Below are 24515 nucleotides of genomic sequence, written 5' to 3'. Positions count from 1 at the left end.
TGTGCCAAATTACTGCTCCCACCTTTGTAACTGATTTACTAATTTTGCTCGAAACTTATCTTGAAGTGGCAAAATCCGGTGTATTTGGACAAGCTCGACTTCGTAATTCTCGATAAAAATTGGTACTGATTGATCTGGAGACCATTGCATTTGACTAAGACCTTGATTTAGTTCACCTATAATATTCTTTTGAATTGCTGCACCTGCTTGAAGATGAGCCGAACGAATCTGATGAATAGCTTCTTTTACTTCATCCAAATTCTCCAATAATGGATCATAATTAGTTGCTTCCGCAATAATCTCTAGATCCCGTGGATCATTAGGACCAATCATATCGGTTTTAACCCAATTACGAATAGTTGCATTTTTCCGTGTGCATCCATGTCTTACTAGAAGATTATATAGCCGACTTAGGTCTCCTCGGTACTCCTCATATTTCTGTAAAAGGGCATCCCTCCAAAGTTTTGCCATATCTACAAGATGATCTTCTCCCTGTCTTTTGAGATTATCAACGACAAACTGTTTAAGATAATCAGACAAAGGTCGAAAAAACAGTAGAAAATCTCCTTCCTGTAATTCTTCTAGTTTAAAAATTTTAGACTCTTTAAAAATTTGATTGTCGTTTGATTCTAGTACAAGGAAATCATATTGATTGTCGAAAAATCCAAAACAAGGATCTTGGAACTCTATTAATGCAACAGTATTCCGTATTGATAATGAAGTTTGTTTGGAAGGTATTAATGCTTTATTTCTTTTGTATTTTTGAAGGATAAAATTTGTCTCTAACTTATAAGGATCTACCAATGTATTTTTACTATTAGTCTCTATTACTGTAGAAGAAACATTCCCAAGAAGTCTATTTCGTTCTACTTGCCATTTAGCATTAAAATTTTGATACCATTCTCTTTCGTGCTCATAAAGAAGAAAGTGATATTGTTTGCTATTAGAAGAATGAAGTACATGACGTATAGATTTTTGCCCAATCCATCCTACAAAAATGATGCGATCATAAATAGTAGAACTGTTTAGACTTTGCTTGACCGTCTTAGCTTCGAGTTGATAATACCCTAGTTCTCTCCAAAAATATTGAAGTTTGTTTGCTTCTTCTTTGTTAGTTGTAAGAAGAAGGATCTTATGAGAAAAATCTTTTTCTAAAATTTGTTTTAGTACAGCAACTTTTGGTATAATTTCCGGTTGATTTTCTAGAACATGAATATGTGTTCGTAAGAGATTTTGAAAATGTTGATAGGTGACAGGATCAAACCAAGGCTTTAATTTAGTAATACGTTCCAACCAATTTCTGGCTAAATCTAGTTGTTTCTCATGTTCCTCAGACGAAACTATCCTAGCTAATCTCGATAATTTAAGCACAGAGAAAAATAATTCTTGAAAAAGAATTTGGATCGGCTCGGATATTCTCATGTTTTCTTTAGTAAATTGAAAACAAACCCGAGAGAGTTGAGATATTTCTTGCCAATCTAGGAAATGATTACTCATTACTTGTTCTCGAAAAGCACCGTATTTTAGGGAAAACTGCCAGTGGTTCGATAGTTGGTTTGCTTCTGGGAATGTGTGAGTGTTGTAGATTCTGAAGTCACGATTTTTCAGTTGCTTTAAAATATCTCGATGGGATTGTTCCAAAAACACCACTGTATTTATATTTTTGTCTAAAAGATACTCATCTACTAATTGCATACTTTGAAGATGTTGTGCTCCATCGAGAATAACCCCTTGGATCTCTTCTGATTGATCTTCCAAGAAACTGATGAGTCTATAGATATCCGATGCAAAGACACAATGAGGTGTCTCTTGAAACCTAAACATAGAATCTAGAGAGACTAGTTCTCCATTAACATCTATCTTTCCCGCAATAACATCTTGAACCCATTGTTTCCTTTGGAGTCTTATTTTGTTTCCAATTTCCGGTAATTGCCTAAGCTGTGTTACCATTAAGATTTTTTGATTAGAGAAAGATTGATTAGGCACAGCCTGATGAATATTTCGGATTGATCTACTGATCCGACTATGTCGACTTAAAGGACGTTCAGTATCAACTGGCCATAATCGGTAGATTTTTTCGAACGGTATATAATGTTTTAGGTAATTGTTCCTTCCGCTCTTGGTTTTTACTATAATCTGATTTCCCTCTAACTCTTTCCCCTCAAATGATACAACAAATTCATTTAATAAAAGTTTCTGATCAATTGGAAATGATAGGTTCTCCAGTGATACTTTTCGATTTAATTTTCTTTTCTGTGCCCACTGTGCTATCAAAGAACTGTATTGAATCAATTCTTTTACCTGTGGGGGCACGAGAAAAATTAACCTCTGATTTTCCTTTTGAAATGCTTGATAGATAAACCTACTGATTTTTATTATCAAAGGATCTATTGATTTGTATGCATCATCTATTATTAGCTTTTTTTGAAATCTATCAAAGAAGTTTTTTTTTGTACTCATTAAAGCCCACCTTACAACTTACAATCTTTAGATAAGGAGTTCGAAAACAGAATCTATTCTAACATATCGCAATTATTATATCATTAATTATAAAGAGTTGAATGTTAAATACTTTCGGGTGATAGGATTCAAAATGAAGTATAGATTGTAAAGTTGATTTTAAAATTTCCTCTCAACAGATGTGAGTACAAGCCATTTTTCTATATACTGTCTCGTTAGCTTCGAGAAATTATCTTAGGGAACGAAACTCAAGCATATAGCGACAATGATCATGGGTAATAAATGTAAAAGAGTTAATGCACTTATCCAATCATATAGTGCACTAACTCTTTTACATCGTTGTTTTTTTATTTTGAGATGTCACTGAACTCTCAGAGTAGATAATAATTCCTCACATCTCGATAAGATCATGACCATATTAAATTTTTAAACTCCCGAAAATCGGTTGTGCTCACTGTATTTCTACTAAAAGCATTAATTTGATTATATCAAAAATAGACGTGTTGAATAGCTCTATTAGTCTCACTTTGCTCTAGTAACCTAGTGTTGTTGAATGACAAGACTTGATTTCCCCTTGCTCGCTTCCATTTTCACTCTCCCACCAATGGGAAAAGTAAACATAGGACTAGTATGACCAAAATCCACATTTGCAAGTATAGGTAATCCCCTCAGCTCTTTCTTAGAAGCTATTATCTTTTTCAAAAGGTCATCCGTTACCCCGCTTTTACGTTGAAATCTACCAATAAGAATGCCTTTTACACCTTCGAAAGCCGATTGATGGATAAGAGATTGGAGATCTCGATCAAAATTTTCTGGAAAGGTTAGATAATCGTCTTCTATAAAAAGAATACTGTCCTCCAGAGATGGCATATATTCCGTTCCTTGAAGTAGGTTTAGGGTGCATAAATTTCCACCTATACTCACTCCTTCTGCTTCTCCTTCTTGAATAACACTCCAACCTCTATTCTCATGAAAGATTCTATTTTCTTGATCCAAGTACCATTCGTCATCACTCCAATGTGTTGATGGATTTACGGTAAATGAATCTTCCATCATGAGGCACTGTCGAAAATAATCGATAGTATAATCCATTCCTTTTTTCATTCCAAACGTAGAAAAATGTGGACCAGAATACGTAACAAGACCTGTTTTAGTATAAATCGCATTGGCGAGAGCAGTGATATCTGAGTATCCTACAAGTACCTTTGGATTTTGTTTGATCAGGTTATAATCAAGATATTTTAATAATTGATTACAGTTATGTCCTCCAATTGTAGTAAGTATGTTATCCACACTCTCATCAGCAAAAGCATCATGGAGATCCTCAATTCTTTCCTCAATAGAAGAGGAACCAAAATCATCCATTACAGATGCATGTTGTGATATCGATACGGTAAATCCTAGTTTACTTAATCTTTGCAGAGCGATATCTACTGTTTCTTTTGATAAAATAGAAAAGCTTTTGGATGGTGAAACAACTCGAATATGATCTCCTGCTTGAATTTTTTTAGGGATTAACATGATCAAGCAACCCTTCCTATTTTTATTGTAAACCTATCTTTATTTATACTTGTGCAACGATAATAGCTGCTTCTTCGTCTTCATCATGATAAATTACATCCACTTTTGAAAATCCAGCATCTTGAAGTAAATTAATTTGAGTTTGCAAGGAACAAGGAATGTCAACATGATACAAGTCGTTGGACAATTCTTTCGTTACCAATTGTTGATAGTTTGCCAAAAGCTGTGCCTCCATGTCTGCAGAAACTACGCAATCTCCCTCGATATACATCCCTTCTGGTTTGAGAGATTTTTTGATTTTCTCATATAAAGTACGCTTTACATCTTTCGTGAAGTGATGGAGACTGTAAACAGAGACAACATAATCATAGAAACAAGCAGAAAATGGGAGAGTTAAATAAGAACCTTGCACGATCTCTATTTGCTTTAAATAAGATGGATATTTCTCTTTTAGTTTCCCTAACATCTCTTCTGAAAGATCAATTGCTGTTACTCGAGCATTTGGGAGTTTTTGAAAGATGCCTTTTAATTGATTCCCAGTCCCACATCCAAGATCGAGTACCTTTACGGGTTTTTCGGTTACTATGATAGGTTTAGAAATTTTCTTATAAAATGAGTCAAAGTCTTGAAACATTCCATGCATATGTTCATCGTATCCTGTTGCACGATCGTCGAAAAACTTAGACATTTCTTCTGGTTTTTCGGACATACACATAACACCTGCTTCCTATTATTGAATAAGGTTTTATGGTAATAGTGATATTTGTAATCACTTAAAGTTAAAAGCCAAAAATAGATTCATATCGGTTATAATGCCGTCCTACCTCTTTTACAGCATGTGCATCGGAACCAAAAACAAGAGGAATTCCTAGCTCTTGAGCTTTCCTTACAATCCACTCTGATGGATAAGGTTCCAAACAGTATTTCTTATCAAATCCAGCTGTATTAAAATCCAGAGCTATGTCTTTCTGTTTTAACAATAATAAAATCCCTTGTATCTCTTTCTCTGTTTCTTCTGTAACGGAAGTTCGACCTTGGATATAGTGTTGAAATTTTTGACACAAAGAGAGGTGACCTATTCGGGAAGGTTGGAACTGAAGGATAGCTTCTTTGACTGTTTCATAGTAAACCTTTTGTACGGATTGAAAATCCCCATAGTGTAAAACAATATTTTCTTTCAATTCCTCAGGAGTATGATCTATACAGCGCCATCCACCTACTCCTTTGAGAAAATGTACAGATAGGACTGTTTCTTCTATATAACCCTGATACTCTCGGAGTAAATTTCGCGTCCAATCGATGTATTCCGGTAAATAATCGAGTTCAAACCCTACTCGTATCTCTATTTGATCTTTGTATTTTTGTTTTAACATATGCATTTCTTTTATATAGTCGTCAAGCTCTGTTTCTTCCATAGTAAAATATTGAACCAATTCTTTCTCATATGGCAAAGCTTCGGAGAAAGAACGAGGTAATGGGGCGTGTTCCGTTAAAACATATCGATCAAATCCTAGTTCAATTGCTTTTTCAATAAACTTTGCCGTCTCTTCTCCAGAACCATGTGGGCAGAAGTGAGTATGGGTATGCCCGTCTATTTTCATCTTCATTCCTCCAATATTATTTCACTTTCCAATTGAAAACCCTTGAAAAAGCCTCCCTCCGTATGGCTTTAACATTCGATCAACAAACTCAATAAAAGATTGTTTGTCGCCATTTTTATAAAAAGATGCATACACCTTTACAAACTCTTCACATAACTCTGGACTATAATTGCGTAATGCTCGAACAATCCACTTAGAATTCCCGACCCATTGCCGGTTCGTTCTTAAGATAAATTCATGAACTTCAATAGATAAACTACTTACAATAAACAGATCTTCTTTTTCATTTGTTGATCCTTCCAAATCAAATAACAGATCCGTAATCATATATCTTTTTACATCAATATCTTTCCTTGTCCAAGGTTCAGGTCCTTGCATAAGAAGTTTTTCTGCTTCAACTTTTATTCTTTTCGCCAATCCATCATCTTGAAAAACAATTCCCTCTACACACATTTGCGGCAAAGAAGGACGTCCTCTTTTAGAGTCTTTTTCAAAAAAATCTCGATACGATTCAGATGTATTTACAAAAGTCTCTATCATCCATTGATAAGCAATCACCGATTCACGATAGGGTGAGATAATCGAATCATCAATAATAACAATATCCAAATCCGATTGATCCGTTTCTTCTCCGCGTACAACACTCCCTGCTAATATTGCAACCCTACAATCTGGATAATTTTCAGATATAAACTTTTTCGCAGCTTCCATTGCATCCATTTTCATCTTTAAATCAACTCTTATTTCTTGTATAGTGCAATTTCTCAAATCAGTTATTATATATAATTTTACAAAAAATGATAATTATCCTCTTTTTAAAAAGTAATATACTCTTTTTTTGACTCTTATGAATAAAAAAAGTGAATCTTGCTTCTAACACAGCAAGACTCACTCATAATTTTCCAATTCTCAATATAAAAGAATTTGCTTCTCTTTTATATTATTTGAGAACAGCTTTAATTCTTCTTACCCCACTAGATGAGCTTTCTTCTTTCGTAATTTTAAATGTACCTAACTCACCAGTATGCTTAACATGTGGACCACCACAAACCTCTTTGGAGAATTCTCCAATAGAATATACTTTTACAATTTCACCATACTTTGATTCAAATAATCCAATTGCTCCTTGTTGCTTTGCTTCCTCTAAAGTCATCTCTTGATTGACAACAGTTAGATCATCTTTAATAGCTTGATTAACAATCGTTTCCACCTCTGAAATCTCTTCAGGAAGAAGTTTACGACCAAAAGAAAAATCAAATCTTAATCTTTTAGATGTAATATTACTTCCTCTTTGCTCAACAGAATCACCCAAAACTCTTCTTAATGCCTCATGCAGCAGGTGAGTAGCTGTATGAAGTCGAGTTGTTTCTTCTGTGTGATCTGCTAGTCCACCTTTAAACTTTTGTTCTGCACCTTTTTGTGATTTTTTACGATGTTCTTCAAATCGTTCTTGATATTCATTAATATCAACTGTAAAACCTTTCTCTGTAGCTAATTCCTGAGTTAACTCAATTGGAAAACCATAAGTATCATACAATTTAAAAGCACTGGCACCATCAATCACAGTCGTTTTTTCATCTAATCTTTTAATTACTTTCTCAAATTCCTTTAGTCCTTGACGAATGGTTTTCCCAAATTTTTGTTCTTCTAAATTCAATTCTTGAATGATTTTATCCCTATTTTCATTCAGTTCAGGATATACGCTACTGTATTTCTCTATAACAGCTTGACTGATTTGAGCTATGCCACCTTCTTCGATATTCAGCAACTTCGAGTATCGAATGGCTCTTCTAATCAACCTTCTTAGAACATACCCTTGATCAACGTTTGAAGGAGTTATTCCCTTCGGATCTCCTAATATGAAAGTAGCTGTTCTAATATGATCAGCAATAATTCTAAAATCTTTAGATTCAGTAGGTTTTACATCTTTTTGATCAGAAAGTTCGTGTATTTTCTTGAGAATCTCTTCAAATAGATCCGTGTTATACACTGTACCCCCATTTAAAGCAACTAATACTCTTTCCAATCCCATTCCAGTATCAACATTCTTTTGTGATAGTGGAGTAAATTCCCCTTTATCATTTTTATAATATTCCATAAAGACATTGTTCCAAATTTCTAGATACTTCCCACAGTCACAAGATGGATCACATGATTCTGAGCATTTTTCTTTTCCTGTATCAATAAAAATTTCTGTATCTGGACCGCAAGGACCTGTTGAACCTACTGGTCCCCACCAATTATGCTCTTTAGATTGAAAGGAAATATGCTCCGCATCTACACCTAAATCCAGCCACAAAGAGTATGATTCTTCGTCTCTCTGTACATCTTGATCACCAGCAAACACAGTAAAAAACAGTCTTTCTTTAGGTATATGTAGCCATTCTTCTGAAGTCAAAAACTCCCAGCTCCATCTGATGGATTCTTTCTTAAAATAATCACCTAAAGACCAATTTCCTAACATCTCAAAAAAGGTACAGTGTGTATCATCACCAATTTCTTCGATATCACCTGTTCGTATACATCTCTGTACATTAACAACTCGTTTACCTTGTGGATGTGGCTCACCTAACAAATAGGGAACCAAAGGCTGCATACCAGCAGTTGTGAATAAAGAAGTTGGATCATTTTCCGGAATTACGGAAGCATTGGGAATCACCTGATGATTTTTGCTTTTAAAAAAGTCAAGGTACTTGCTTCTTATTTCTTCTGATGTGTACTGTCTCACTTTCTAAAACACCTCTTTTTAAAAATAAGCATCCTAATCATAAGAACAAAAACAAAAAATGCTCTGTATGAGTATTATTAACTAAAAATAATGTATAAGATACAATCCAGCGTTGATAAACCATTGTTATTATAACAAAAGTAGCTATGATAAAAGTTACCACATCTATCATCAAATGTCTTGTTTATCAACTTCACTAAAGAAAATAGATATAAGATCTCTAATTTTACTTTTTTGAACCAATTCTATAAATCAGTCATTACTTATCTTCTTAAGTACATAGTACTGAAATAAACTATCATTTTCCTTTTCATACCCTGAACATGATAGAAGTTTAAGATTTTTTCTACGCATGTATTCCTTCTCTAGTAATACTGGAGTATGACCAAAACATATTACAAATCCATTTGGTTTGACTTTTTCTATTAAGATATCATACAGTTTATGTGCAGTTTCATAAGTAACTACTCTAAAATTTAAGAATCTAAGAAATAGATAATCTACAGATTCATTCTTCAAACTACTATAAAATGCATTTTCACAATGTACTTCATCCAATTTATTTCTTGCTATATCTATCATTTCCATGCTCAGGTCGCATCCAATTGTTGTAACTGTTTTATAATGCTTTTTTATTCCCTCTAAAAAATCTCCAGAAGAGCATGCCGGATCATAAAATACCATGTTTGGTAAGACACTAACTTTTGATAAAAAATTGATAGTATACTTTCTAAAGTGTTCTTCACCTCTCGCTAAGTACACAGGTAGATTTTCATATACTTTCCAACCGTTTTTTGGAGATTCTCTTTCCTTTCTTGTATAAAAATCATAGAATCTATAAGGAAAATGAATATTCGTCATTCTGTCTCGCTTTATTTTTTTGAAGATATTTATTTTTTCTCCTTTGAATATAGGAAAGTATTTTATTTCTATTTTAGGTTCATCATAAATTGCTTCTTTTAATATTCCAATAATCATTTCCTTTGATATCCTACTACAATTCAATGATGTTAATCTGCCAGTCCTGTTCATTATCGATAAAATTTTTCTACCAAATAGTTTATATCCATTTTCTAGCTCAATAAAGAATATATTTTGAGGTGAATTATAATCTTTTTCTACAAATATTTTTGTATCCCTTTCCATAACCTTCTCAATCGCGAAAACCTCTTCTTCTATATTCTCTGAAATCGACATTTCTGAATATATACTCTTTTCTATTTTTAGCTTCTCTTCTTTGGTAAAAGGCAACTCGTTATTAAACTGAAGAATCATACCGTCACCTACCGGTTTAGTTTATTAGAATAGTATATTCTGCTGGTAAATCGCCCTTCTTCAAAGGATTTTAAGTCGGATTCAGAAATTTCGTAAAGATACCCTTGTTCATTTTCATTTATTAGCTGTTTACTTGGAATATCCCAATCTTTTTTCCCTAAAATGACCTTACCACTAGGTGCTTTGTATAAAACATTGAACCAAGGAGTACCATGATTAATTGCATTAGGAATCAATTGAATTCCCATTTTGGGACTTTCTTTTTTCTGATAATGAATAGATAGCCGAATATACCTATCAAAATTTTTTGAAATAAGATCAGACAGCCCTGCTTTAAGAATAAGAGCTTTTTTTGCTATTTCCTTTGATTTCTTTTGTAATTGATTTTTGCTCATATTTAAATATCCAATTTTGTCTGCGAATTCATTTTTGGTAAACAAGGTTTCATTTTGAATATCTCTAGAACATGGACAGTTAATATTCGATTCAACATATTCTTTTTTAAACTTGTTTCTTGATACACTAAATGAATTACTACCCATCAAGTCATTTAGTGTGAAACTAATAATGGAGTCGCTTTTAAGTTTAATAAATGATTTTACATAACTGGTTAATTGTTCATCGGTTCTAGTTATACCTAGATCATAAAAAAGATGACCATCATGAATGATAGTAAACTTACAGCCATATTGATATAAACAATTTATGCTAGAAATAAAATTCTCTATTGTTTTTAACGCAATAATTTCTTCAAGTCCGATATCTGAGGTAAAAGTAGAATTTGAATTTGGTGACTTTCCAGGAAAAGCAGGCATAATAAAATTTATTGGCTTATCGTTGTTTATGAAATATTCCAATTTATCATCAATGATCTTTCCTACTAATGTCCTATTTTCACCATGGCAGTAGGAGACAATCAATTTTTTTAGTTTAGATTTCAATATCATTTAACTTACCCTTGATTCTGTTTACAATTTTATTTCTATTGGACTTTTTTGAGTAATTGTACTCTCTAAAGATATCGTCCATTTTGTTATCAAAAAGCAAAATTGCTTTATTAATGACTTGCACTAATTGTCCATGAGAAGTCGACGAATATATTTCATTCATTAAGAAAAAATCTTCTTCATCCAGCCATTTATTCATACTTCTACCATTAAACAACACATCTTTATTAGTCTTTAGTTTAGTTGATTCCTCCAAAACAAATATCAATAATTTAGTAATCCTTCTGTCGAAAGCATATTTTGCTGAGAAATAATCTTTCCTTTGAATATGTTTGTAAATGTTATAAATATCTATCCAAAACTCGTCAATTGTTCTATTGAGTTTGTACTCAAGATTGCTTAGTTCAACATCTTCTTTAAGTTTATATTTAAGAATATCAGGTTCTAATTTATTTTTAATTACAACTGAACCTCGCCCTAAAATCTTTTCGCAAAATATTTTATTCTCTTTTAGTCTCTCAAACTGAGATAAATTCACAATCGCAATATCTGTAACAATTTCATTTGTAAAAATAACCCTAAGTTCCGTTCCAGTTCCTAACGAGATAGGATCGTTAAAGTAAAGTGCTGGTTCTCCATAAAAATGCAGCCAATCAATCTGATAAAGATAATAATCACTTTTTGGTGTAACAATAAAAAAATCATAGTCAGATAGATCATCACTTCTTCTTCGTGAATTATCTGCAAGTGAGCCTAACAATAAACATATTTCCATGTCTTCGTTATTGTTGACGTAACTAGAAAACTCATCTATGAAACTCACATATTCACCCCATTTTTCTAACTATATAGAAAATACAGTCGCCATAAACACCAGTTTCCTGTGGACTTGGAGCACAAATTTCACTTTTCTTTTGTTTATATTCCAATTTGAAATTCTGTTCTTTTATCATTTTTTCAACTTCCAAATCATCAGCAACATGAATAAATACAAGTTCATTTTCATTAAACTTTACATATCTATCTCCATACTCATACAGAAATTTCTGGTGTTGATTATTTTCCCATAATTCTTTTTCCTTTAACCAAAAATCCGAATACTTAGAATTACCGTTTCTATCATAGCTTGTAAATATGAACAATCTATCATCTTTTAAGACTCTCCATACCTCTTTTAGTACTTTTGATCGTTCCTCGTATTTAGGAATGGTAAATAGACCATTGTAAGAAAAAAACACACAATCGAATTTTTGTTCATCGTATTTTAATTCTCTTGCATCCATATGGCTAAACGAAATATTGCAATCCATCGCATCAGCTAGTTTCTTTGCTTCATTAATAAGATCGACAGATAAATCTATACCTTCAATATTTGTATATCCCATATTGTACAGGTTAAATGTAGTTCTTCCTGCTCCACATCCTAAATCAAGAATAGAATCATCTTTATGAATAAATTTGGTGAAGATTTCTTTCTCTGAACTCCATAGTCCGATTTTATTAACATCCTGCACGTATCTATCTACAATATCTTTTTTTTCATATTCAAACATAACTTCTCCCCTTTTTAGAAAAATCCAGTTAACTCCTTATTTTTGCGAACCAGTTTGTATTCACTGTTTTTGTTAAGTAAGTAAACTCTAGGGGGACCGAGTATGAATATTGGAGATAGAGACATAGTATAAGCACCAATATCCTTAATTAATATGGTGTCATTTTCTTCTAATCTTTTTCCTCCATTAAATTCCATTATTCTGTCGTTTTCCATACATGTGAACCCACAGATAATCTGTTTTTGAGATATAAAATCATCACTGGCAGTGTTAATTTCATATTTATACCTTTTACTTGTTATCGTAGGATCAGTGTAAATTCTGCTGCCATCTGCAGTGAGATAGATGTTATGATTTATGATCTTTTTATCAACAATTTTCATCATAAAATCGATTGATGTAGCGACCAAAGCCGCACCTGGTTCAAATATCATGCAAATTTCATCCACATTTATTTGGCTTTTCTCAAATTGTTCCTTGATTACTTTTGTATAATCTGAGAAATCATATCCCCTGCCACCTAAAAATCCTCCACCAAAATCAATGTAATCTAGATCTAAACCGAATTCATTTATGATACGGATAGCTAAGTTAGAGATATATTCATATGTCTGTACTGATCTGTCTTTCTTATTAAGATGGAAATGAAGCCCTTTGATTGATGTGTTAGTCCTATTAAAAATATCGATTATTCGTTTTATATCACCATTCTCATAAGAAAATCCAAATCTACTTTCTGGGTAAATCAAACCTGTTAAATCTTCATTATATACATTAACCCGTAACCCAACTTTGCTTCTTGTAGACATTTCTGTTATCCATTTGATTTCTCTCATAGAATCGATATTAACTATGCTATCAGTACTAACAGCTTCCAGAAAATTTTCCCTTGATTTAATGGGTCCATTAAAAATGATCTTTTCTCTTTCATATCCCTTAGATAAAACATATTTGTATTCTTCATCCGAAACCACTTCAGCATATAAGTCATGTTCTTTAAAGTAATCTATCAACCAAGGTAATGGGTTTGTTTTAACTGAATAAGAAAGGATAGATTTCTTAAACAAAGAAGCCCCTTGTTTGAGGTTTTCCAAATTCTCATTTAGAATATCTTCTTTTACAATGAAACATGGTGTTTCAATTAACAATGTTTCACCTCTCTTCTAAAAAATAAGCCTTCTTCTAATTTAATAGTTTCGATAAAGTGAACATGTAGAAGTCTATGCAAGACTGTTCAATGGATACTCTTATTTTAAAATAAGAAAACTATCATTTCCATAATTTGTGAAATTTAATTATGAGATTGAAATAAAATCTCATATCTGGATTGATATCATATTCTTCCAAAAATTTTTGATCATATTATACTTAATTTCATTTTCTAAATTGAAAATGGATATTTCACAAAGGACTTTTCACATTAAAAGAGAAAAATAATTTCATGCAGATAAAACATCACATCCTGTATGAGGTGAATCACTTTGGAAGATATCCTTGAAATTTTGGATTTTGAATTAATTACTTACCTTGCAAAAAAAACAAGGATAGATTCTCGAAAAATTATCGATGATGTTCGTCATAAACTCTCACGAGGTACAGTATCAAACCTTGAAAATCGTAATGGTAATATCAATTTAAAAACACTCACACAATACTTAACTTCTTTGGGATTATCGAAGGAAGATGTACTAACAAAGACTAAAGAAATAGAAAATGAAATTAGTGATTTGCAATTTCAGTTAGAGTTAGCTCAGATACTCCTTGAGGAAAAGAATTCAGAAGAAGCAAAATCAATTCTTTATGAAATCCAAATTGTTGATTTCCATCCACTTGCATGTCTTACAAAATATATATTGGGGAAATACTTCTATGAAAAAGATAATTTTAAAGCAGCAAAGGAGGTTTTTTTAATGTGATCGATCTGTATGAGAAAAATAACTATATTCAACCAGATATTTTACCTGCATGTTTTAATACCTTAAGTACTTGTTATTACTATGAAGAAGACATTGAAAATGCATTGAAATATGCTAATAAGGGTTTGGAATCTTTTAATGAAAGCACTTCAAAAAAAGAATTGAAATACTTATTAATCGTAAACAAAATTCTCTATCTGATTGCTCTTGGTCAACGTGAACTTGCCCTTGAGTTAATCAATAATGTTTGGAATCATATTCATGAGATTGAACCAATTAAAGTAAGACTTAATCTTTATAAATTCAAATCTCAACTATTAAAAACTGCTAAAAAATACAAGGAAGCAATTGAATGTGCAAAAGAAGGAATTTCTGTAGCCAGAAAAGATAAAGATAGAAATAGAATTTTCGGATTACTCATTGTATTAGGTACTATTTATTTTGAATTAGGGAATGATAACAAAGCAGAAACCTGCTTCAATACAGTTGCTTTATTCGAAGATTTAAAATACCCACGTCGATTTGTAGATGCACATGTCTACTTAGGAGCATTGAAAGCGAAGCAAGAAGAATGGAAAAAGCAGAATATCATTTATCTATAGCAAAAAATATTGCAGAGAAGCACAAGGTGGATATAAGACGATTGATAAAACTAATGGTGGTATATGGAGTAATTATGAAGAAACAAAATAAATTTCATGAGGCTATTGAACACCTTGAAAAGGCAAATGAATTAGCTAAAAATAGAAACCTTCCTGTGTTGCAGCACGATGCATTATACCAACTACTATTATGCTATACCCAAATTGGGGATCAAAAGAAATTCAACCAAATGAATCTTGAATTTTTTGAAGTTCACAAAAAAATAGAAGAAAGTAACGAATTAAAGATCTACGAAGTAGCAGGTCCATCTTTCACTGCCTATTAAAACCATTCTACAAACATACTCATAAAAAATGACCTTAACCACTTATTTATGATCAGGTCATGCAATAATTTAATGTGACAAAGGGAGGATTTCCTCTTCTTCAAAAAATATTTTCGTTTTATCTTCTGTAAAACAAACTTCATACAAACTTGCCCAATGAATATCTGGTCCATCCCATAAATACTTTAAATTTCCTCCTCGAAGATAGTTAATCAGCACCTTAATCGTGATGGAATGAGATACAAGTAAAATATTCTGTCCAGCATGTTGCTTTAAAATTTTATCAATAAATGATGCTAATCTTCTCTGGATATCATAAAAAGTTTCTCCTTTTGTTTCCTTTGCTTCAAAACGTTCTGGGTGTTCATTCATGAGAAGTAATTCTTCAGGGAATAAGTCTTGAATTTCACTCCACTTTCTCCCTTCCCAAGTTGCAAAATCCATCTCCATAAGGTGATCTGATTTGTTCACTTCTATTTCTCGATCTTTTTTCAAGTGAAGTGCAGTAGAAAATGCACGGTTACTTGAACTAGAATAAATGGAATGAAAGGAGATATTCTGCAAGCGTTGTGCTAATTGTTTAGCCTGCTCTACACCAGCATCTGTCAACGGAGAGTCTAGTCTTCCTTGTAAACGTCCTTCTAAATTCCATTCTGTTTGTCCATGCCTTACTATATAAATGGTGGTATCCAACAAGATCAAACCTTTCGTGAATGGACAATCCATTTTTTATTAGCGAAATTAAAATTGATAGGTACAAATAACTATTATAGCAGGAAAGGGGAAATCCATATAAGATTCCCCTTCTATTCTTTTATTCACTCGAGTATATCCTATTTAAAACCTTTTGTAATAGTCTGAGATCATAGCCACGCTTAGTAAGTAATACACAAGCGCTTGCTTCCATAGCCCAGATGATTTTATCATTTATTTCTTGAGGTTGTTTTGTGCTACGAAGTCCTATAAATTTATAATCTTTGAGATATGAAAGGTCATACATATCATCTACAATTTTTGCCGGTGTGGGACTTCCTTTTATCTTATTGATAAATTCATTCCAATGCGGCAATAGTTTATGGGGGCAATCCTTTCCACTCCATATTTTGTGGGGCACTACTCGTTCAATTGAAATGTTATGTTTCCTCATCAAATATTGAATCAGCCAGATGGCATTTTCCTTGGCTTTTTCATAATTCCCATCTTGATTCACACAAATCTCTAGGCTCAAACTTTGCCTATTTCCTGTTCCGTTACGCCCATCACCCGCGCGCCAGCTTACCTCATTCTCTGGTATATGTTGAATGATCTGGTGATCATCACAGGTAAAGTGCCAGCTTGCCGTTCGGGAATTTCCCCTCTCCAATAAAGAAGCATGAGCCGCAGCATAAACCGGTATCTAAAGTATGTTATCTCCAAATATAACTTACCCAAAATAAAATTCCATGGGTTAAGACACACCCATGCAACTCTGTTGCTTCAACTTGGAGAAAATCCAAAGTTGTGTCTGAAAGATTTGGTCATGCAGAAGTAGGTATCACCTTGAATACTTACAGCCATGTATTGCCAAACATGCAAAAAAGATTGGCAGATAATTTTGAAAACTCTATTCAAATCGAGAATTCTTCCATCGATAAGAAAGGTAAAATACTTTAGTACAATAAAGGTTACCAAAATGTTACCAACCGAGGTTTTAAACAAAAACGAAAAGCCAAAACCCCTTATATATCAAGGAAAATTGGCTCTCGTTTAGTGAGTGTCGATTATACTTCCATATTGATTACAGTTGTTTCTTATGGTTTATCCGTATGTCATTTGGTTCATTTATCCGCATAGATTAGGGGGTTGTCGATCCTCTAATCTTCTTTCGTTTATTCTTCTTTACATAAGTGCGTTACCAAGAATGTTACCAACTTATGATCAGGCAATGTTTTAACAAAATGCAATCATAATTACTTTTAAACATTTTGGTTAATGATTAAAATCGCTGTCTTATCTATTCAATTGAAAATAAAGCACTACATATAAACAAACATATTTTTTAAATATTATAAAGGTGAATGATCATAGATTTCTTTGTTACAAAAAACATGAACTGGTTTTACTCTCTTAGCACATTCTTGAAAAGCTGTTCGATTAGTGTAAAAACAGGTTTCACAATCTGGCACCTTAACTCTTCGATTAGGTCTTTTTTCGGTTGGATTCGGAAATTCAATGCACACTTCATAAAAACAAAGATGGTCATAATCAGTGTGGTGTAAGACGTATTTATTTAAATATCCTTCACACCAAGAACACTTATTGTTGCCTTCTCTGACGATATATTTTTTCATAAATGGATTCTTTTGCATTCTACGCGCATACATCTTCCAACGTTCTATATTGGTTTTGTGTTTGTCTCTAGCTTTTTGAGAACTAACACTAGGTATTAATTCGGCTTGTCTTTTAGTAATCATAGTCTCACCTTGATCAAATCGAATTTATAATTCTGTTAAACACCCTATTTATCACACTCAATAAAATGGGTATTGTAAATTTTTTCAGATTAGTTATCACTCATTGTTCCATGTCATCAATCAACCCATATGGTAGGTCTTTGGTGCCATCCCCATCAAATTTTTTGGCAATGAAAGTATCATCAAGAAATTCAGGATGTCCATTATTAATAACAATCAACTGTAGTTCGTCACCGTAAATTTTGTGAATATGTATAAAATAAGTGATGATTGAATTGAATATAGCTTCATCTTTAAACTCATCGTCTCCTTTAGAATCAGAACCTAAATTTTTCCTAGGTGAATCAATAATTAGTAATCCTGGATGATGATTATTTTCCTCGATTCCTTTAATTAAGATGGATAAAAAGTAGGCCATTGTTACCATTGTAACTGCACCTAGGCTTCCTAGTTGATCGTATTTAACCCCTCTTGCAAATGGTAAATACTTGTCATCCAAAAAAGCATCAGCAAGCTTAGGGAATGAAAATTCAGACAAAATATAAGAATATTTTTCTGATAAATCTTTAATTACATCTTCTTTACTATTCGCATTAGCTTCCAACGACTTAATTTCATCTTTAATGGTCTGAAATATCCCTTTTTCATATCTAATCTTCTCATTTAGCTTATAGAAGTTGTTAATCACTAGTAAACTATTTTCTATTTCATTGATTTTATTTTTCAAACTTCCTATCTCAAAATTAAACCTTTCAATTTGCTCAATAAAAGGACTAACATATTCTTTTCTTAAATGATCCAATTCAAATTCTAGTTTTTGTAATTCTCCAATCTTAATTTGTTTCTCTCTTTTTAAATTAGACAAATTAGTCTCTTGGTCAGTAATAAACTGAGATAAACTATTGTTTTTCCTCTTTATCTTTTTTAACTCACTTTTGTAAGCTTTAATTTCTAATTCATTTAAATTATCTAAAGTAGTGCCACATAGAGTACATTCATTTTCTTTATTATTGATTTTATTTAATTCGTGTAGACATGAGGGACACACTTCAAATTCAAATTTTTTAAGATTTTTGTCACTATCTATAATAAATTCTATTTGATCTATCTCGCTATCGTATTGATTTCTTAATAGAAATAATTTATCTAAATAGTCGAGTTGTTCTCTGATTTTTGTTTCCTTTAAGACAATAAATTCTTTACTCTCAATAATTTTATGCTCTAATTCCAGGGATTGACTGTTATTTAACTTCCCTTTCCCCTTTAATTCTGTTAATTTTTTTGTTTTTTCTTTCAGCTCTATCTCCATTTCCAATTTTCTTTCTTCAAAAAAACTCCTTTCTACCATATCCAATCCCTTAAGAAAATCATCTACACCATCCCGTCTATTTTCAAGTACATTAATCTCTTCGCTCTTTGCTTTTGCATTAGTTTTAAGTTCATCAAGTAATTGATCATAAATATTAAAAATAATTTCTATTGTAGGTCTCCTCTTAAGGCTAGGGCCGTACTGTTTTTCTTTTAACAAATCCTCACTATCAATTACAGTTTGACTGATATAACTGTATTTAAATAGATCCCTAAAACTAAACTTTTGATTGAATATTTTCAAATTTTTAGGAAGGCCAAGTTCTTCTAACAAGAATGATGACAGAGACTGGTTTACAGAATTTTTTATGTCTAATAATTCGTAGTCATCATTATAATTTTGAGCCTTATCATTCCATCTAAATAACTTTACTGGTTTTTGAAAATCAAATAATGGTCTTACAATCCTATATTTACTCTTACTGATTGAAAAGTCTAATTGCACATCTTTACAGCTTTCCCTTATCTCTATATATTTTTTGTGGTCTTTATCGCCTAGAGCATAATCAATCATCTCTGCAATTGAAGATTTACCAGTTGATGTCGGTCCAGATATAAAATTAAGGCCAGATTTAAATTCAACTTTATAATCCTTCCTATATCCTTTTAACACTAACTTTTCTAATTTTAATCTTTTACTCATGTAATACCTCATCCTTTTATCTAGTCATCTTCAATTGTTCTATACATAAATTAATATTGGCTTCTACTTTTGCTTCGCTTAATAAAGAAATCTTTTTACTAATATAATCCGCTAATCTAACCAATTTCATAGCATATTTTGAATTAAGTTCATTAACTATACTTTCACCTCTGTGACTAACTGAATAGGAAAAAACATTTCTCTTTATAGTCTTAATTATGAGTTTTTTCCCAACCAAAAACCCCAAACATATTTGATAATGTCCTCTATCTGGTTTCCAATGGTAATAGGAGTAATATCCGTCAAAATCTAGATTAGATACTTTTATATATTCACTCTCTGGAATCATTACGTTTGGAAATTTCAGATAAAAATCATATAACATTATTTTATCTAGATCTAATATGAATGATTTTTTATTTAAGAATGCAGATACCAAAATTAAAATCCGCATTGCATCTAATCTTATTTGAGCGGACTGATCCAAACTATGAAGATTCACCTTTTATTCTCCTTTATATCTAAATATTCTCGAAGTTTGATTTTATAATCTTTAATCCACCCAATTCGACATTCATCTGCCAATTGATGCAACATTCCCTTTTTAGCTATCAATGAAATTAAATCATCACTTTTAAGAGTACTTTCACTTAGATCTTCTACTCTTGTATAAACCTTTGTTAAGAGTCTATAACCATTTACCTCTTCTTGGTGCTCCAGATATTGTGTCCACCAAACAGAGTGTAAATCCCTCCTCAACATTTTAAATCTATTCAGTTGAACTTTCATATTCTTACTTTCAATTTTCTTTTTTACTATTTCAGCAGAGTAAAAATCTCTTTGGCATATTTCATGTTCCATGATTCCTGCCGATTCAAGTTTAGCAATAAAAATAGAGTTATCATAATTAAGGTCACTTAACAGATCCATGTTATCAAATAAATCATCATCATCATCCGACGCTATAGAGATTTCCAACTCATCCAAAACACCTTTAATATTCGGTGTACTAATAGCACCAAGTGATATAGCCTTACCATTTTCTTTCGATTCAGCAAGTATTACTCCAACAACCTTATTATTAAAAATCAATGGTGATCCTGACAATCCCTCGAATTCTTCGATTTTGGAATGATGATCTAAATCTAAGTCCCAATCATATGCTTTAGTCATGTTATCTTTTATTCGCCTTGTCACCGATATTTCAAAAGCAGAACCAACTGCCCATGTTGTAACAGGATACCCATAGGTATTACAAATATCGCTTCCATTTAACTCATAATCAGAGAACTCTAGGTAATAATCTAAATCAATGCTCTCTTCAAGTTCCAATACAGTAATTGGAGAATTATTAAGATCCTCACTTATAGCAATTGGTTTTGCTTTTTTAGTAATTAATGTATTAGAAATGTTTAAAAACTCCAATATTATATCTTCACCCTCTAGTGCATTTGTAATAGCATGAGTAGCTGTAACTGCCCTATTAGGTGAAATTAGAAAAGCAGTCGCTTTTTCTTCGTCATCCCCACAAATTAATCTTGAAACTGCACTAAAGATGTTTTCCTGCATTTTTTCTTCCCCTTATACCTCAATAATCGTAGATTGAACTCCAGATGAAATAAATACATTAAAATTTAAATCACTCTTAATTATCTCATTGTTCATGTAAGTTGATCCTTCGGTTGGATAATTAAAATATAGATTCCTTATAGGACCATTTTCTCTATTAACTATTCTAGCCAAAGCTGTTAAATCAGGATGATTATGTTTTTTACCGTCTGTAGAAATCAAGTAAATCGGTGCATCAATTAACTCAAGTAAATCCTTACTTGTATTTTTTTTACTACCATGATGACTTATTTTGATTAGTTCAAAAAAAGGAGATAAACCTTCTCGTATTTTTTCTTGTATATTAGTAGTTATAATATCAGGATGGGCATCTCCTAAAAATAATAGTTGTTTATCTTTGTATTCAATAATTATTGAAATAGAGGAACCATTAGTAATTGATAAATCACCTTGCATTGACTCATTAGCTAAATTTTTGATATCTAATATTTCTTTTCTGTTGCGAGAAGAAACCTCTTTATTTGCCTCAATATTCGTAACAGCTTGCTCTAACATAAAGAACTCAAAAGCGTCATCAAAAATTTCATTGTCGCTAAGTGTGAAGTTGTATTTTTTTCGATTAAGTTCTCTTACCCATAATCTTGCTAACTTATTGAGTTTTTCCGTATTAGGAGAAAGGATATGAATTTTGATTTCTGGTGTAATATTTACATTTTTATTATTGTTAACACTAACCGCTTGCCCATGGAAGGAGTTATTCCAATTATATCCTCCTTTATAAATTAAACTAGCCAATGTTGATCCTTGTTTAGCACTTATAGGTCTATTGGGATTGGTTTCATTCTTTCTTAAATATCCTCTACCTCTTGTTATAATATCTTTTAATATTTCTTTTTCCTCAAAATTGATTTCTTTAGCTTTTTCTTTGGAGAACTGCAAATGTCTATAACTGTTAAACCAAATTTCATCGATCGGTATGATCTTCGGATCTTCGCTCTTATTATTATCGTGAACTAATTCTAAGATACCTTCAATATGATCCCGGTCTATATGTGTTACTATTAATAATGATATTTTTTCACCTAATCTGCTGATTTCCTCCAATTTTGTTTTTAAAAAACAATTGTATGTAGCTTTTAACCCACCATCTATTAGTATATGAGTCTTAATTTTATTACCTAAACTAACAAGAAAGGAATCACCATAAGAGGCTGGAAACATTTCTATCCTTATATTAGACATTCTATTTTCACCTACGATGTAAATATATTAAGATTATTAAAGTACTCAATAGAGAAACACAATAATGTATTATCATATCTGTTCTTTCAAGCTCATCAATGCATAGAATTCTTTCACTTTTCTGTTCTTAAATTTATTTCTTCATCTATATTTATTTCTCCTTTCAATAATCTGTACCTAATATCCATTAGGTACAAAATTAAAATGAATTTAAAATGTTAAGTGTATTAAACCCGCCCCCTATTATTATTACTTCATCTTTTTTCATATCAGATACACTATTAATCTCTCAACCAATTAAAACAACTCAGTTCTTTTGTAATCACTCGATCTCCAGAAAAAGTGTTGTCAACTATTACCTTCTTCTATATTGTTTTCATCAAGCCTTTACTCCCATTCAGCGATTGAAGTGCTTGTTCTAGTCCTTAAACTCACAAGATGTAAACCATTCTTGGTAAAAAAGACAGCCAAGAAATTGGATTTAGGTCAAAATCTTATCAACCATTAACGCATCTAATAATTCTTTAAAACTAAATTTAAAATCCCTCCTTAAGTCTATTTTTTAGCTTTTCTAATTTCATCCTTTCAAAAAAAGGATATAAGTAACTAACAATTGTTTTGATTTCTGAATAACTCAAGTCACTTTTCTCTGAATTCAATGGTACAACTAGACATCTCATGATATTCTCAATTGTCCATGATGAATATACTCCATTCTCTAAGGTTGCTTTGTGTTTACAAATTACATCTATGAGATTATGTTCTTGGTGATAAAAAGTTTTCCCAAGCATAAGTCGTGACTCTATAAATGCGGAATGGTATGGAGTACGTAACAAACAAAGTTCAACTGCTGAATACAAATCTACTATTTCTTCTTTAGTAAGATAATGTTTTGTATCTGAACCAATATAATAAGATCGTATGTCTTCTATAAATTTGCATAATTCTTTTTGTGTATAGTCAGAGAGGAGCACATCCCTTACCGCTTTATAACCAGATTTGTATAAGTCATAATTGTTAATGTAAAAGTCGCTTATACCTACATTCTCTATATTTCGTACAACTTCAGGAATCAAATCATAGACAAGCCAGTTATATGTATATAAAGCATCCCATCGTTCTCTATTATTAATTGATCCCCAATTCGAGGATGGGGGAATCCATACAATCCACAATTCGTCATTAGGATTGAAATGATTTATCTCGTGTTCAGGTTCAAGAAAAACATGGTATCCATCACAAAATTTATCTTGATTTGAAGTAAAAACTTTTATGTAGTTTTCATTTTGATCAAAAATGTGCCAGTCCGAAGAGCCATCACCAGAGTCATGGTTACAGGCAAATTTAACTAATTCTCTCCAAAAAGCATGATTCACTTTAATTAGTCTGTATCCTATTTCAGTAGTATCGCTTCTTGATTTTCTAAAATATTTGACCTGCATAGTATCTTCTATCTTTTCTAATGCCTTAATATAAACTTCTGAAAAATCATCCAATATACTACATAATTGTTCCACTTCTAATTTAGTCAAAGTAAAGCTTACCTGATTAAGTGTTAACAAATATTCGTCGTTTTCTAACGGCAAAATAAATCTTCGTAATCCTAGTAAAGGATCTGTATCAAGACCAGTAAAAAGAACCTTTAATATTTCTGAATGTTCAACGTAAAAAGTAGCATCCCTAATTTTTAAACTACGAAAGCTAATCTCACAAAAACCCATCCTATCTTTCTCAAAAGAGTCAGGGATTCTAGCTTTGAATGAAACATAATCTTTATTATTGAGATAAAAGGTCTGATTGCAGATTCTTTTGGTCTCAAATATCTCATGATCATTTGTAATTCTATTGTAAATTTTTTCTGGCGATTCTACTCCTTGATTGACATAGAACCAAACATCTCTAACTACTTTATCAAATTTTTTCCTTTTCTTATTTTTATCGTAAATTCCCATCACTTTTTCAGCTTTACTTTCTGCTAATGTCAAAAAGTATATTGCTCTTTTTTTGGGAAGAAGAGAGTTGTTTTTCCTCTGATTAACTTTTGAATTTATAGGTATTAAGTTATATACTGAGTCCAGATCAAAATCTTCATTTTCACCAATTTCTTTAAGATAAGTAACTAATTTCTCTGGTTGCAATTTTAAACTCTTAGGAACAATGTGTTCTATGTCCATGTCTATATATCTTAAATTTTCTTGAGAGTAAGCACACCTATCATTGTGGGCTTCCCAAATTGCAGCTCTAAAGTCAGGATCATGTAGATTTAACATCAATACGTAGTCTCCTTTCTTAAATATCACCAATTATATGA

22 protein-coding genes and 1 pseudogene are annotated in these 24515 nt (G+C 31.8%); 4 read left to right on the top strand and 19 right to left on the bottom strand.

Annotation, left to right across the window (positions count from 1 at the left end; genetic code table 11):
• Positions 1 to 9: 9 nt before the first annotated feature.
• The 11 genes from MK805_RS15725 to MK805_RS15675 form a co-directional block, all read right to left on the bottom strand.
• Complete coding sequence (locus MK805_RS15725; RefSeq protein ID WP_240876870.1) at positions 10 to 2460, bottom strand: DrmE family protein; 2451 nt, start codon at positions 2458 to 2460, stop codon at positions 10 to 12.
• A 540-nt stretch (positions 2461 to 3000) separates the two neighbouring features.
• Positions 3001 to 3981, bottom strand: a complete 981-nt coding sequence (locus MK805_RS15720) for a S66 family peptidase (RefSeq protein WP_240876869.1) — start codon at positions 3979 to 3981, stop codon at positions 3001 to 3003.
• 43 nt (positions 3982 to 4024) lie between these two features.
• Positions 4025 to 4690: a class I SAM-dependent methyltransferase gene (locus MK805_RS15715; protein ID WP_240876868.1), complete on the bottom strand. Its 666-nt coding sequence runs from the start codon at positions 4688 to 4690 to the stop codon at positions 4025 to 4027.
• 70 nt (positions 4691 to 4760) lie between these two features.
• Positions 4761 to 5582, bottom strand: coding sequence for a histidinol-phosphatase HisJ (hisJ, locus tag MK805_RS15710; protein WP_240876867.1), 822 nt, complete (start codon positions 5580 to 5582; stop codon positions 4761 to 4763).
• Between the two features lie 21 nt (positions 5583 to 5603).
• Positions 5604 to 6308, bottom strand: a complete 705-nt coding sequence (locus MK805_RS15705; RefSeq protein WP_338057525.1) for a nucleotidyltransferase domain-containing protein — start codon at positions 6306 to 6308, stop codon at positions 5604 to 5606.
• Between the two features lie 214 nt (positions 6309 to 6522).
• Complete coding sequence (locus tag MK805_RS15700) at positions 6523 to 8310, bottom strand: alanine--tRNA ligase (RefSeq protein ID WP_240876866.1); 1788 nt, start codon at positions 8308 to 8310, stop codon at positions 6523 to 6525.
• 252 nt (positions 8311 to 8562) lie between these two features.
• On the bottom strand, positions 8563 to 9507 hold the full coding sequence (locus tag MK805_RS15695) for a class I SAM-dependent methyltransferase (RefSeq protein WP_240876865.1): 945 nt from the start codon (positions 9505 to 9507) through the stop codon (positions 8563 to 8565).
• Positions 9508 to 9593: 86 nt separating this feature from the next.
• Positions 9594 to 10532, bottom strand: a complete 939-nt coding sequence (locus MK805_RS15690; protein WP_240876864.1) for an L-tyrosine/L-tryptophan isonitrile synthase family protein — start codon at positions 10530 to 10532, stop codon at positions 9594 to 9596.
• On the bottom strand, positions 10516 to 11355 hold the full coding sequence (locus MK805_RS15685) for an aminoglycoside 6-adenylyltransferase (protein WP_240876863.1): 840 nt from the start codon (positions 11353 to 11355) through the stop codon (positions 10516 to 10518). Before MK805_RS15685 ends, MK805_RS15690 begins: the two co-directional genes overlap by 17 nt.
• 4 nt (positions 11356 to 11359) lie before the next feature.
• Complete coding sequence (locus MK805_RS15680) at positions 11360 to 12085, bottom strand: class I SAM-dependent methyltransferase (RefSeq protein ID WP_240876862.1); 726 nt, start codon at positions 12083 to 12085, stop codon at positions 11360 to 11362.
• Between the two features lie 14 nt (positions 12086 to 12099).
• On the bottom strand, positions 12100 to 13233 hold the full coding sequence (locus tag MK805_RS15675; protein ID WP_240876861.1) for a type III PLP-dependent enzyme domain-containing protein: 1134 nt from the start codon (positions 13231 to 13233) through the stop codon (positions 12100 to 12102).
• A 333-nt stretch (positions 13234 to 13566) separates the two neighbouring features.
• Here MK805_RS15675 and MK805_RS15670 point away from each other — a divergent pair, with 333 nt between their 5' ends.
• From MK805_RS15670 to MK805_RS15660, 3 genes are read left to right on the top strand one after another with little or no spacing between them, the layout of a single operon-like run.
• On the top strand, positions 13567 to 14001 hold the full coding sequence (locus MK805_RS15670; protein ID WP_240876860.1) for a hypothetical protein: 435 nt from the start codon (positions 13567 to 13569) through the stop codon (positions 13999 to 14001).
• Positions 13998 to 14603, top strand: coding sequence for a tetratricopeptide repeat protein (locus MK805_RS15665; protein ID WP_240876859.1), 606 nt, complete (start codon positions 13998 to 14000; stop codon positions 14601 to 14603). The genes MK805_RS15670 and MK805_RS15665 overlap by 4 nt, the downstream gene beginning before the upstream one ends.
• Positions 14573 to 14929 (top strand): hypothetical protein, encoded by a 357-nt coding sequence (locus tag MK805_RS15660; protein ID WP_240876858.1) that lies wholly within the window; start codon positions 14573 to 14575, stop codon positions 14927 to 14929. Before MK805_RS15665 ends, MK805_RS15660 begins: the two co-directional genes overlap by 31 nt.
• A 69-nt stretch (positions 14930 to 14998) precedes the next feature.
• On the opposite strand, the gene MK805_RS15655 is transcribed toward MK805_RS15660, so the two are convergent.
• Both MK805_RS15655 and MK805_RS17960 read right to left on the bottom strand, forming a co-directional pair.
• The gene (locus MK805_RS15655) at positions 14999 to 15622 is read right to left on the bottom strand and encodes a histidine phosphatase family protein (RefSeq protein ID WP_240876857.1); all 624 of its coding nucleotides are present in this window, start codon (positions 15620 to 15622) and stop codon (positions 14999 to 15001) included.
• Between the two features lie 121 nt (positions 15623 to 15743).
• Positions 15744 to 16292: a peptidoglycan recognition protein family protein gene (locus MK805_RS17960; RefSeq protein WP_275092339.1), complete on the bottom strand. Its 549-nt coding sequence runs from the start codon at positions 16290 to 16292 to the stop codon at positions 15744 to 15746.
• A gap of 51 nt (positions 16293 to 16343) precedes the next feature.
• Here MK805_RS17960 and MK805_RS18215 point away from each other — a divergent pair.
• Positions 16344 to 16582: pseudogene (locus MK805_RS18215) on the top strand (tyrosine-type recombinase/integrase); the annotation flags it as partial.
• 392 nt (positions 16583 to 16974) lie between these two features.
• On the opposite strand, the gene MK805_RS15640 reads toward MK805_RS18215, so the two are convergent.
• The 6 genes from MK805_RS15640 to MK805_RS15615 form a co-directional block, all read right to left on the bottom strand.
• Complete coding sequence (locus MK805_RS15640) at positions 16975 to 17382, bottom strand: hypothetical protein (RefSeq protein WP_240876856.1); 408 nt, start codon at positions 17380 to 17382, stop codon at positions 16975 to 16977.
• Between the two features lie 100 nt (positions 17383 to 17482).
• Entirely contained in the window at positions 17483 to 19393 is a 1911-nt protein-coding gene (locus tag MK805_RS15635; protein ID WP_240876855.1) for an AAA family ATPase, read from the bottom strand.
• 16 nt (positions 19394 to 19409) lie between these two features.
• Positions 19410 to 19895 carry an ABC-three component system middle component 2 gene (locus tag MK805_RS15630; RefSeq protein ID WP_240876854.1) on the bottom strand — a complete coding sequence of 162 codons (486 nt, stop codon included), beginning with the start codon at positions 19893 to 19895 and terminating at the stop codon, positions 19410 to 19412.
• Positions 19892 to 20962, bottom strand: a complete 1071-nt coding sequence (locus MK805_RS15625; protein WP_240876853.1) for an ABC-three component system protein — start codon at positions 20960 to 20962, stop codon at positions 19892 to 19894. Before MK805_RS15625 ends, MK805_RS15630 begins: the two co-directional genes overlap by 4 nt.
• 12 nt (positions 20963 to 20974) lie before the next feature.
• Positions 20975 to 22204: an AVAST type 1 anti-phage system MBL fold metallo-hydrolase Avs1a gene (gene avs1a, locus MK805_RS15620; protein ID WP_240876852.1), complete on the bottom strand. Its 1230-nt coding sequence runs from the start codon at positions 22202 to 22204 to the stop codon at positions 20975 to 20977.
• A 536-nt stretch (positions 22205 to 22740) separates the two neighbouring features.
• A complete protein-coding gene (locus tag MK805_RS15615; RefSeq protein ID WP_240876851.1) occupies positions 22741 to 24474 on the bottom strand; it encodes an HNH endonuclease in 1734 nt (577 codons plus the stop codon).
• Between the last annotated feature and the right edge of the window lie 41 nt (positions 24475 to 24515).

This window comes from Shimazuella soli (genome assembly GCF_022511585.1).
In the GTDB taxonomy this organism is placed as follows: Bacteria; Bacillota; Bacilli; order Thermoactinomycetales; family Thermoactinomycetaceae; genus Shimazuella; species Shimazuella soli.
The sequence above is the reverse complement of the archived record's forward strand: the minus strand, read 5'-3'. Positions and strand labels throughout refer to the sequence as shown.